The 11,178-nt window shown below is 37.2% G+C and carries 9 protein-coding genes; 5 read left to right on the top strand and 4 right to left on the bottom strand.

Annotated elements, in window-relative coordinates:
• The first annotated feature begins 261 nt into the window (after positions 1–261).
• From QMD21_06020 to QMD21_06000, 5 genes are read left to right on the top strand one after another with little or no spacing between them, the layout of a single operon-like run.
• On the top strand, positions 262–1,392 hold the full coding sequence (locus tag QMD21_06020; GenBank protein ID MDI6856320.1) for a glycosyltransferase family 4 protein: 1,131 nt from the start codon (positions 262–264) through the stop codon (positions 1,390–1,392).
• Positions 1,389–2,549: a glycoside hydrolase family 57 protein gene (locus QMD21_06015; GenBank protein ID MDI6856319.1), complete on the top strand. Its 1,161-nt coding sequence runs from the start codon at positions 1,389–1,391 to the stop codon at positions 2,547–2,549. Before QMD21_06020 ends, QMD21_06015 begins: the two co-directional genes overlap by 4 nt.
• 5 nt (positions 2,550–2,554) lie before the next feature.
• Positions 2,555–4,087: a glycosyltransferase family 4 protein gene (locus QMD21_06010; GenBank protein ID MDI6856318.1), complete on the top strand. Its 1,533-nt coding sequence runs from the start codon at positions 2,555–2,557 to the stop codon at positions 4,085–4,087.
• On the top strand, positions 4,062–5,984 hold the full coding sequence (locus tag QMD21_06005; protein MDI6856317.1) for an amylo-alpha-1,6-glucosidase: 1,923 nt from the start codon (positions 4,062–4,064) through the stop codon (positions 5,982–5,984). Before QMD21_06010 ends, QMD21_06005 begins: the two co-directional genes overlap by 26 nt.
• Positions 5,971–7,152: an ADP-dependent glucokinase/phosphofructokinase gene (locus QMD21_06000; protein MDI6856316.1), complete on the top strand. Its 1,182-nt coding sequence runs from the start codon at positions 5,971–5,973 to the stop codon at positions 7,150–7,152. Before QMD21_06005 ends, QMD21_06000 begins: the two co-directional genes overlap by 14 nt.
• Here QMD21_06000 and QMD21_05995 read toward each other — a convergent pair.
• The 4 genes from QMD21_05995 to QMD21_05980 are packed head-to-tail and all read right to left on the bottom strand — an operon-like array spanning position 7,147 to position 10,904.
• Positions 7,147–7,695 carry a class I SAM-dependent methyltransferase gene (locus tag QMD21_05995; GenBank protein ID MDI6856315.1) on the bottom strand — a complete coding sequence of 183 codons (549 nt, stop codon included), beginning with the start codon at positions 7,693–7,695 and terminating at the stop codon, positions 7,147–7,149. The two genes, QMD21_06000 and QMD21_05995, sit on opposite strands and share 6 nt — an antisense overlap.
• 3 nt (positions 7,696–7,698) lie before the next feature.
• Positions 7,699–9,894, bottom strand: a complete 2,196-nt coding sequence (locus QMD21_05990; GenBank protein ID MDI6856314.1) for an elongation factor EF-2 — start codon at positions 9,892–9,894, stop codon at positions 7,699–7,701.
• 6 nt (positions 9,895–9,900) lie between these two features.
• On the bottom strand, positions 9,901–10,470 hold the full coding sequence (locus QMD21_05985) for a 30S ribosomal protein S7 (GenBank protein ID MDI6856313.1): 570 nt from the start codon (positions 10,468–10,470) through the stop codon (positions 9,901–9,903).
• Positions 10,471–10,475: 5 nt separating this feature from the next.
• Positions 10,476–10,904, bottom strand: coding sequence for a 30S ribosomal protein S12 (locus QMD21_05980; GenBank protein ID MDI6856312.1), 429 nt, complete (start codon positions 10,902–10,904; stop codon positions 10,476–10,478).
• Positions 10,905–11,178 lie beyond the last annotated feature (274 nt).

The raw sequence follows: 11,178 nt of genomic DNA, 5'->3' as shown, positions 1-11,178 counted from the left end.
GATACAGAAGCATACCCAGTGCTCTTTGTTCGTTTGTTTTCCGCTTACGCGAAAAGATTTTATTCTTCTCAATCCATTCTACTATTCTGGAAATCAATCCCATCCCTCCTAGCTAAACTAGGCTTGAGAGGTGATGGGATTGTCAAAATTTAACCCTTAAGTTGACACTCTCGAACCAAAGATACACAAAGTTAATTAATTAGCTTAGATATTACTTAAACTCTGCAGAGAGTCTAGGTCTTTAAGGGAGAGGAAATAATCATGAGAGTTGCAATGCTCGGCTGGGAGCTACCGCCGCGGAGAAGCGGAGGGTTAGGTACACATTGCTATGAACTTATAAAGCGCTTAGTAAAGAAAGGTGTAGTAGTAGATTTTTACATGCCTAAAGTAGATTATAGAGTAGAGGAAAGCGGTGCCAATCTGATATTTGTAGATTATGCTGCTGTCAAGCCTTATGGTAGCGAGACGCAAAATTATTTTGAAAATGTAGCTGCTTACAATAGAAAATGCGTAGAATCTGTTATAGAGCGGAACTCAAAAGCTCAATACAATTTAATTCACTGCCATGACTGGCTCACTGCACTTGCAGGCGTTGAGCTAAAGCGTAAGCTGAAAAAGCAGTTTGTACTTACAATCCATTCTACAGAATATGATAGAACTGCAAATCTATTTCCTTGGGATAAAATTGTGGAAATTGAAAGATTAGGTGTAGGCAATGCAGATCGTATTATAACAGTAAGTAAAAGAACTAAAGCTCAGCTTGTTGATAAATACAATGCAAACCCTGCTAAAATAAAAGTTATTTATAACGCAATAGACGCTACAAGATTCAGAAGGGCTAAAGCTGAGAAGGGGCTAGAGCGTATTGTAATGTATTTCGGTAGATTAACAGTTCAGAAAGGACCTGACTTCTTTCTCAGAGCTGCTAAAAAAGTATTAGCGTTAGAAAGTAATGTAAGATTTGTAGTTGCAGGTGGCGGTGAAATGCTCCGACAGCTTGTTGAACTCACTGTTCAACTTGGTATCTATGATAAAGTTACTTTTACAGGCTATGTAGCAGATGAGAATATTCCAGAACTTTATGCATTAGCAGATGTCTTTGTACTGCCAAGCGTTTCAGAGCCTTTTGGAATAGCGCCACTCGAGGCCATGGCTAGTGGAGTGCCTATAATAATCTCTAAGACAAGTGGCGTGAGCGAGCTTGTAAGAAGCTGCTTGCTTGTAGACTTCTGGGATGTAGACGAAATGGCAAATAAGATAATAGCAGTTCTAAGATATGATGCTCTAAGCAGAACATTGCGCGAAGAGGAGTTAAGAGAAATAACTGAGCGTAGATTTAGCTGGGAGAACGCAGCTGAAGAAACAATCAAACTTTATCATGAGCTAAAATGAAGATATGTTTCTATTTCCAAGTGCATCAGCCTAAAAGATTAAAAAGGCTTACAATACTGGACTTCAAAAAGAGTAATAATTTAGAAGATCTGTATTTTGATAACGCTAAAAACAGAGCTATATTAGAGAGAGTTGCTAAAAAATGCTATCTTCAGACTAATAAGTTAATGCTCCAGCTGATTAAAGAGCACAATTTCAAATTTTCACTCTCGCTTACAGGTGTTTTCATAGAGCAGTGCAAAGAACTTGGGATAATTGATTGCTTTAAAGAACTTGCAGATACAGGTAATGTAGAGTTTTTAAACGAAACTTATTATCATTCACTTGCAAGTTTATATGAAAACAAAGAAGAATTTATAGAGCAGATAAAACTGCATAGAGAACTGATAAAGAAAGAATTTAATTACAAAGGCAAAGTCTTCAGGAATACAGAGCTTATTTATAGTAACGAAATTGCAAAAATAGCTGAAGATTTGGGCTATAAAGCAATTCTAGCTGAGGGCATAAATTTGGATTGGCGCTCGCCAAATTATGTTTACAAGCCGCCGAACTGCAGAATCAAAACACTTCTGAGAAATTATCTGCTGAGCGACGATATCTCATTTAGATTCTCTGCCTATAAATGGGAGCATTATCCACTTACTGCAGATAAATACGCTGAGTGGCTCTCTAAATGCCAGGGCGAAGTTTTAAATATTTTCATGGATTACGAAACTTTTGGTGAGCATCAATGGCAAGAGACTGGCATATTCGAATTTCTAAAATATCTTCCTATAGCGCTGAAAAAATATCCTCATTTAGAATGTACAACTTTAAGCGAGGCTTCACAGCTACAAGCAGTTGGAGACTATGATTGCCCTAATATTACTTCGTGGGCAGACTTAGAGAGAGATACTTCTGCATGGCTTGGTAACGAAATGCAAAAAGCCTGCTTTAATGCATTGAAAAACTTGGAGAGTTTAGTAAAGCATAAAAAAGATAGAAAATTATTGCATATATGGCGCTGCTTACAAACAACTGACCATCTCTATTACATTTCTACTAAAAGGTTTGGCGATGAAGAAGTGCATAAATATTTTGCTGAGCATCAAAATCCATACGATGCATTTATAAACTACATGAATATTATACAACATTTGGGATTAAATTTAGTGTAAAAAAAATGCGCCATGTGTTATTCCTAATTACGGAGCTACAACGACCTGTAGGAGGATTATACAGATTTGCAACCGAATATTTACCTATATGGAGAAAAGCTATAAATGAGAAAGAGACTGATTACGAGCCTTTAGTATTTGCGCCTCACGACATTGCCTTGCCATTAGACGATCTGCAATACGAGCAGAAATTCGAAGGAATTGCAAGAAAGCATAACTTAAAAATTTACAGTGCAATCCGTGGGCTAGAAAAATGCTATTTCATAGAAAATCAGCTTTCAGAAAAAGAGCTCGTAGATTTTCATTTCGAGCTGTGGCAGAAATATAGAATAAAATCAGAAAAAGCTACTTTGGACCCTTATTATAACCGAGTACTGTGCCCATTCTGGGAAGGAGTGCGTAAAATTGCAAAATCATTAGTTGAAAATTTAAATTACAATATTGCATGTATTGATGCTCAAGACTGGCTTGCATTTCCAGCAGGATTTTTAGCAAAGCGTGAGTTAAATCGTCCGCTTATATGTAGATTCCATTCAGGCGAGTTTGGTAGAAGTATGGCGAAACCTGACTTAGAAAATGCGCCTGTAAGAATAGAAGCTTGTGCCTTCTACGAAGCAGATTATATTATTGGCGTTTCTGTGCCTGAGACAAAATTTGAAATTACAAATCTTTTACCATTAGCTGATAAACTAGCTGAAGAGTTAAAAGGGCAAGAAAGCAAGTTGCGCTACGACTACTGGGAATGGAAGAAGCGTGAATACAAAAGATTTTTGTTCTTCGAGCCTGAGAAGATGCATTTAATTGGTAAAAACTCTGCAGGCATACCTAATGGTATAGTACTAGACATTTGGAAACAAATTCAAGTTGAAAATATTGCTAATGCGAAGCGAGTGCTTAGAAAAATGTTCCCTGAAAAAGAATTTGTGATTTTATTTATAGGTAGAGCTGAGCGAAGAAAAGGTTTGCCGCCTCTGCTTGAAGCAATGAAAAAAATAAAATCTGAAGTAAGAGCAGGCTTAGTTATAGCTTCTGCAATGAGCGACGAGGAATATAAACGGTATGAGTGGGAATTGAAGACCATGGGGCTTGAAAAAGATGTAGTTATAGATAGAACATGGCTTAGCGATTTAGACAAAGCTTCTTTGCTGTGCGCTCCAGATATACTTGCACTTCCGTCACTTTACGAGCCCTTTGGAATAGTCACTCTTGAGGGGTTAGCTGCTGATTATGCATGCGCGCGCAACGGCATTGTAGGTCCTGCAGTTATAACAGGTGATACTGGTGGTATGAGTGATGTGGTAAGAAGTGGTATAGATGGATTTAAAGTACCTGTAGAAAATTTTACAATAAATTCTGACTTGCTTGCTAGCTTGATTGTAATGGTATTAGAGCACCCGGATCTTCGTAAAAAAACATCTGCAAACGCTGCACAGCGAGTCCAAAGTGATATCTTCAAATGGGAGCAAAATCTAAAACATGTAATTCGTACGTACGAGCATGCTATTATGAATCATGTTCTGTGGAAAGAAGAAACTTGAGTTTAGCTACAAGCCTGAAGAATCGCAAAAGGAAAGCTATGCATACAACTTGCGTATTATTTTGCGCAATCCTCGTATAGAATATGGCCAGAGCGTTTTCTCGTGCAGTATTGATAATTATACAGTCCCAAATCGAGATTATAGTTACGAAGGGCTTTGCGCGTTAATTAATAACGAAAACTGGAAATTTTTAGATGGTATAGCCATTAAATTAGAAAATTTTAAATTAATACCGCAATGCGTTAGAGCAACACCTTGGTATGCGAGCTACGAATACAAGTTTGAAAATTGTTTATTAAAAGCCAAATATGAGCTTTTAGAAACAGGCTTGAAAGTTAGCTTTGCAACTACTAAAAAATTACCTAAAATTTCTATAGCTCCTTTAGTAGATATAAGACACATGCATGAGAAGTCTGATTTTGCCAGTCACAAAATCAAATTTAATAATAACTATCTGACAATCACAAAAGATTCAAAAAAATGCTACATAGCTGGTAATTTAAAGTTTGAAAATATCGATATTAATGGGCAGGAATGGGTTTATAAATTAGGCTCTGGCTTCAGAAAGAAAATCGATGATAATATAGTATTTCAAGACGAAAGAAGAGTTATTATGAAGATCGAGGGTATAACATTGATTCCTAAAACTGAAAGAAGCGCTGAGCTTTTTGTTTTATGCAATACAGAAAAAGTCAAGCGTAGTAAGCAAATAGAATTGATAAGATTGAATTTTTTAAGCAAGTATTTTAAGTTTTTTGGCTCTAGATATGGCGTGTTTTACGAACTAGCGCTTTTAGCAAGGGCCTATTGCTTATTAAACAATTTTGGAATTTTTGTAAATAACATCTGTCTGCCAGATGCTGGCTTCGGCTGGTTTCGCCAGCTATGGCTTAGAGATTGCTTTGAAGGACTTTATAATAATTTTGGTATTTATTATAATTACAATCGCAAATATATAGAAAAGGCATTAAGATTGGCATTTCGCTACCAAGATTCTGAAAGCGGACTCATACCAACGTTTATCAAAGGCAAGCCTGTCTACAACAGTCTGGATACATCTTTTCTTTGCTTTCTCACAGGCTTTAAGTATTTGGATTATTGTAAAGAGCCAAAAACGAAAGCAGAGCTTATTTCACGTGCAAGTATACTGGCTCAGAATATAGGAAAAGTTTATAAATTATCAGATGAGGAATTATTACTAACACCTTGCGATATAAGCTGGGTTGATTCTAAAGTTGGTAATACGCCCACAAGGCTTCCGGAGCATTGGGCTGTAGATGAATATTATTATTTAGTAGAAGTAAACGCACTTTGGCTGAGATTTCTTAGCGAACTTGAGAAAGTCAGTGATAACGTGTTTGCATCAGCTGATAGAAAGAGTGCGTTCAAAAGAGTTTTCTTTTATAACGATATACTATGCGATATTGTTTCTGAAGATATGAGAAGAAACGAAATCGAGAATTCATTAAGTGTGGTTGCGCTTGCCCTTTTACCAGACTTGTTTTCAAATAACGAACTTGAAAGAATTTTTAATAGCTTGAAAAAATCGTTTGTATATAGAAACGGAAAATTATTCGGTTTAGTTGTAAGGAACATAGGAGAAGTTTATTTGAATGACGAGCAGTATCATAAAAGAGTTTTCTGGCCTCGTGATCTACCTTACTTTATTAAATTTTTACTGAGTTTAAAAAAATTAGAGTTGGTAGAGCAGATTTTAATAAACGTATTAGAGCATCAAATGTACGAAGGGGCTGTTTTCTATACCCAAGAACTATTCTCGCCTTCATATACAATGGCAGTGCCTGTAAAAAATCCAGCTCAATACTGGTCTCAGTTTGTAGAGCCTTTTTTGTGGTTTTATAATACTGTTAAAAGTGACAAGCATGCAGCAATATAAATCTTGCATAGAATATGTACGCAATAATTTAGCGCATGCTGTAATCTTTGGCTTCAATACTAATATAGACATAATCAAAAAAGTTAGAGGTTATGAGTTAGAAAAAATAAGCTCTTATCCGAGTTTAAAATCGTTGCGTGAGTGCGTTAGAAAAGGTTTGCAGAAAGAGCTTTTTGTACCAAAATCTACAATCAATTTCCTAACTAAAAAATTGCATTACGATATCATAAGAATTGGTGGGCAAGCCGGTAATATGGCAAACGACGCTGCTAAACTCAATGTCGATGTTTACCTTCACTTAGCGAACAAGAGTAACGATGTAATAAAACTTTTAGATAGGAAGATTTTCGTAGCAACTAAAAACAAATTCCTACGAGCATGTAAATTTAAAGGCACTACAGGACTACCAAATACTCATTACATATTGGAATTTGAAAAAGGTGATGTGTTTGAAAATAGGAAGATACCATTTAGCAATAGGTTTATCGCTACTTACGATTACGAAAATTCTCAACTATTGCTGGATCGCAATTTTATAACCAACGTTCCTAAAGTAATAAAAAGCATTGACAAAGCTGTAATTGCTGGCTTCCATATATTAAGCGAAAGCTATGCATATAAAATATTAAAAATCAAAGATTTGCTTTTGAAATGGAAGCGGTTAAACAAAAAAATTTTTATTCACTTAGAAATGGGCGAATTTCAAAGCGCTTTAGTATTACAACATGTAATGAAATATTTACTGCCTATTGTAGATAGTATCGGTTTTAACGAGTTTGAATTCGAGCAAATGCGCTACTCAAATGAAGGTTTAATTGATTTTTGCGCACGAATGCTCAAAAGCACAAAGCAGCTAATATATCATACTCGTGAGTTCTCAATTTGCGCTGGTAAATGCAGCGAACAGCGAATGCATAATTCTTTGCTGTTCGCTTCACTCGCTACATGCTATAAAGCGAGGTATGGTTACATGCCAAGCTTTGATGAACTAAATAATTTCGTTCCTAACAAGCCAAATAAGAAAGGTGTTGAGCTGCAGAAAAATATAGCCTATTGGGAAAAGAGCTTAACTAGAGCTTTTGCTGTACCTTCTTTTACTGTAGAAAAACCAAGATATGTTGTCGGCTTAGGAGACTGCTTTACAGCTGCAAGTTTGATTGCACTATAGCTTATTCTTAATTGCTATTTTTTCGTTTCTGCAGATAAAGCCACAATCTTCATTGCTATCCAATTTTTCAAGAATAGTGAACTTGTTTTTAGCAAGGTTTTGAAGCAGTTTTGTTGGAAGCTTCTTCTTCAGTACTGTGAATGCGAAGATACTATCAGGCTTTAAAATCCTGCTCACTTCTTCCAAAATTTTAAGTGTAGGTAAATTTTGAATTACTGTAAAAGAAAAAGCGAGATCAAAGGAATTGTCTTTGAATGGTAGCATTTCTACATCGCCAAGTATTTTTTCTTCTTTAGAAAATTTTAGCATTTCGGCAGAAATATCTATACCTACAATATATGGGAGTTTGCTCTCTTTTAAAAACTCCAGAAGTAAGCCTGTACCACAACCAAGGTCTAGAATTTTGCATTTGAGATTTTCAGCAGAAAGGTAAGGCGATGCGAAAATACTTCTGTATTTCTCATATTGAATTTCTTTATACCTAGAATTGTAAAAATCAGCAGTTTCGTTATAAGCTCGCTTTATTCTATTCTTTTTATCCATAAATCAGCTTGCGTAATAAACTTCATCGTAAGGCTCTGGCTTAAGCCCTTTCCTTTCCCTTATCTTTCTAACGACTTCGCTCTGCAGTTCTTTGGGCACTCTTTCAAAGCCTGCATGCTCCGTAGACCAAAGCACTTTGCCGCCTGTAGCGCTTCTTATGCTTGTAGCAAATCCAAACATTTCCGCAACAGGCGCATTTGAAATTACAGTTACTAGATCGCCTTCTTGCTTGATATCTTCTATTGTAGCTCTGCGCTGCTGCATTTCCCTAGTAACATCGCCCATAACATCTGGTGGTACATTAATAAAAACTTTCTGTCTCGGCTCTAATAAAATTCTTTGAGCTTGGCACATAGCGCCGCAGATAGCATTCCTCACTGCAGGTATTACTTGTGCAGGTCCTCGATGTATAGAATCTTCATGTAGCTTTGCATCTACAAGCTTAATTTTTACTCCCATGCATTTTTCGTTTGCTAAAGGGCCTCTTTCCATAACTTCGTGAAATGCTTGAACACATAGTTCCATAGTCTCATGTAAATATTGTATACCCCAAGTTGCATCAATAAAAACATTTGTTTTATGAAACGCTCTAACGTTTTTTGAGTCTTCTTTACTCAATCCAAGCTCCTGCAGCTTTTTAGCTAAAGCTTTAGAATCTTTTATTTTATCCTCAGCCTTGATTTCGCCTCTGAGTATAGCATCAACAACTTCTTTTTCTAAAGGCTCTGCAGTCAAATAGAATTTATTATGCTTGTTTGGCGATTTGCCTTCGAAAGGTCCTCCTTGACCAAAAGTACTTTCTCTGTATACTACAATAGGCTTAGAAACCTCGATCTCTACTTTATGATCGTGAGTTATTCTGTATTCTGTAATTTCTAAATGCAGTTCTCCCATACCTGAAAGTAAATGTTCGCCAGTTTCTTGATTTATTTCTACTTGTAAACTAGGGTCTGCTTTTGCTACAGTTCTGAGCACATTTACAAGTTTAGGCAAGTCAGTAGCATGCTTCGCTTCTATAGCCACAGTAACTACAGGCTCTGAATAATGAGTTATTTTTTCAAAAGGCTCCATATCGCAATTAGTTATTGTAACACCGGCAGCTGCATCTTCAATACCTGTAACTGCTACTATATTGCCTGCGTTAAGTTCCTCTATAGGCAGTCTATCAGCTCCTACAGAAATCGCTACTTGCTGAGCTGTATATTCTCTAGGCATACCCACAATTCTAACTTTCTGACCTTTTCTTATACTGCCGCTGTAAATTCTACCTATTGCCACTTCGCCTACATGAGGGTCCATGATTATTTTAGTAATCATTAAACTAAGAGGTGCATCGCTACTACAAGCTAGCATTCCTTTGCCTACCTCGCTATTAATATCGCCTTTCCATATAGTTGGTACGCGATATTTCTGTGCTACGGTTGGAGACGGTAAGTGCTTTACAACTGCATCAAGTACAACTTCATGCAAAGGTGCTTTCTCACTCAGTTCTTTTTGCATGTTCTTAGTGCAGTATTCGTAAATATCTTTAAAAGTCACACCTGTCTTTTTCATGAAAGGTGCTGAGATACCCCACTTATGATAGGCAGAGCCGAAGCACACGCTACCATCTTCTACTTTTACAAGCCATTGATCTTTAAACTCTTCAGGAGCGTATTTTCTTATAAGCTCATTGACGCCTGTAATAATCTTTCTAAACCTTTCCTGCATTTGCTCCGGATTCAGCCTTAACTCAGTAATTAGCCTATCAGTTTTATTAATGAAAAGTATAGGCTTCACTTTTTCTTTCATCGCTTGCCTTATAACTGTTTCAGTCTGAGGCATTATTCCTTCTACAGCGCAATCTACTAGAATAACTCCATCCAGTGCACGCATAGCTCTTGTAACGTCTCCGCCAAAATCTACATGTCCTGGAGTATCGATAAGATTTATCAAGCATTCTTTACCTCCGTATTCGTGCACCATCGAAGCGTTAGCCGCATTGATTGTTATTCCCCTTGCCTGCTCCTGTTCATCATAGTCCAAAAACAACTGCTTTCCAGCAAGCTCTTCGGATATCATTCCAGCGCCAGCAAGCAAATTATCACTCAAAGTGGTTTTGCCGTGATCTATATGAGCTGCTGTACCTATATTGCGAATATTGTCTAACTCGTTTCTCAACCGCTGTACTTTCTTTATTAGTTCTTCTTTCCTTCCCAACTTTTTTCACCTTGCAGATGCTGCTATTCTCTCAACTTCGTCTTTTTTAGAAATAGCTAAAGAAGTTGTTTCATTTCTACTAGCAGCTATTATTTCATCTGCCAAACATTCCTCTATTCTCTTCTTCTTGCCGTGCGATGAGCTAACAGCGCCTTTGCAAATATTAGCTAATGCAAAATCGACTCTACGTAAGGGTGAGCAATCTACTGCTTTAGGCACAGATATTCCGCCATATTGCAAACGTGTAATTTCTTCGCAAGGAGCCGCGTTTTGAATCGCATCTACAAATACCTGTATTGGATTGCGTTTGGTTTTTTTCGCTATAATATCAAAGGCATCTCTTACAATTTTGTAAGTTCTTTGCTTTTCGCCAGTCGCATGCTCTGTCCTCATCATATTGTTGATGAGCCTCTCTACAATATTGACCCTAGCTTTACCAAACCATTTATTTGCCTGTGTACCGTAAGAGAGGTGGGGCAGTATCAGAGGAGTTAAATTAATATATCGCATTAAGCCCTGATCTTTAATCACAACTTCTTTCCAATTATATTTACCGAAAAGTAAAGCTCCTTCCATTGCGATTACCTTAAAGGCTTCTCTTTTCTTCCTTTAACAAGCTCTTTAAGAGATACTTTGTTCACCTGTATTACTTTATACCTTACTCCGGGCAGATCGCCGTAGCTACGACCCATCCTACCGCCAATACCTTCGACCAGAACTTCATCGTGCTCCTCAATAAAGTTTATTGCGCCATCACCTACAGCGAAAGCTGTAATCTGTCTACCATTTTTTATTAACTGCACTTTAACGCATTTTCTAATAGCGGAGTTGGGTTGCTTGGCTTCTATACCTACTTTTTCTAAAACTATACCCCTAGCCTGAGCCGCACCTTCTAATGGGTCAGAGCGCTCCTTAAGTCTTAGAATTCTTCTTTTGTAATATCTATCATTCCGTCTGAGCCTTTTTCTTGCGTTGCAAAGCTTTCTGCCTGCATAAAGTCCCATTGCCATATTAATACTCTGTGCGTAATAAATTTGCTTGTATATATAGATATCTTTTGTGTAAAGTCAGTGGACATCAGCAACATTAGCTCCAAAACAGAGATTTTTTACTTACGGTGACGGGGGCTATTCACCCCAAACCCTTCGTGCACTCAAAGGTTACCTCTGGAGCGACAAATTCGCTTGGAGGTTTCTTCAGTCTCTCTTGGCTCAAGGGGCGAAGCGCCACTTCAGCTTATAAAAACGTTGCAAATGTTGCTTTACTTTACATTTTGAATGTTAC

Source organism: Candidatus Thermoplasmatota archaeon, assembly GCA_030018475.1.
GTDB lineage: Archaea > Thermoplasmatota > JASEFT01 > JASEFT01 > JASEFT01 > JASEFT01.
This window is presented reverse-complemented; position numbering and strand designations above follow the sequence as displayed.

What these genes read in the sequence shown, in the direction of transcription:
- QMD21_06020 (MDI6856320.1), top strand. Translation starts at nt 262, where the DNA reads ATGAGAGTTGCAATGCTCGGCTGGGAGCTACCGCCGCGGAGAAGCGGA.
- QMD21_06015 (MDI6856319.1), top strand. Translation starts at nt 1,389, where the DNA reads ATGAAGATATGTTTCTATTTCCAAGTGCATCAGCCTAAAAGATTAAAA.
- QMD21_06010 (MDI6856318.1), top strand. Translation starts at nt 2,555, where the DNA reads ATGCGCCATGTGTTATTCCTAATTACGGAGCTACAACGACCTGTAGGA.
- QMD21_06005 (MDI6856317.1), top strand. Translation starts at nt 4,062, where the DNA reads ATGTTCTGTGGAAAGAAGAAACTTGAGTTTAGCTACAAGCCTGAAGAA.
- QMD21_06000 (MDI6856316.1), top strand. Translation starts at nt 5,971, where the DNA reads ATGCAGCAATATAAATCTTGCATAGAATATGTACGCAATAATTTAGCG.
- QMD21_05995 (MDI6856315.1), bottom strand. Translation starts at nt 7,695, where the DNA reads ATGGATAAAAAGAATAGAATAAAGCGAGCTTATAACGAAACTGCTGAT.
- QMD21_05985 (MDI6856313.1), bottom strand. Translation starts at nt 10,470, where the DNA reads ATGGAAGGAGCTTTACTTTTCGGTAAATATAATTGGAAAGAAGTTGTG.
- QMD21_05980 (MDI6856312.1), bottom strand. Translation starts at nt 10,904, where the DNA reads ATGGCAATGGGACTTTATGCAGGCAGAAAGCTTTGCAACGCAAGAAAA.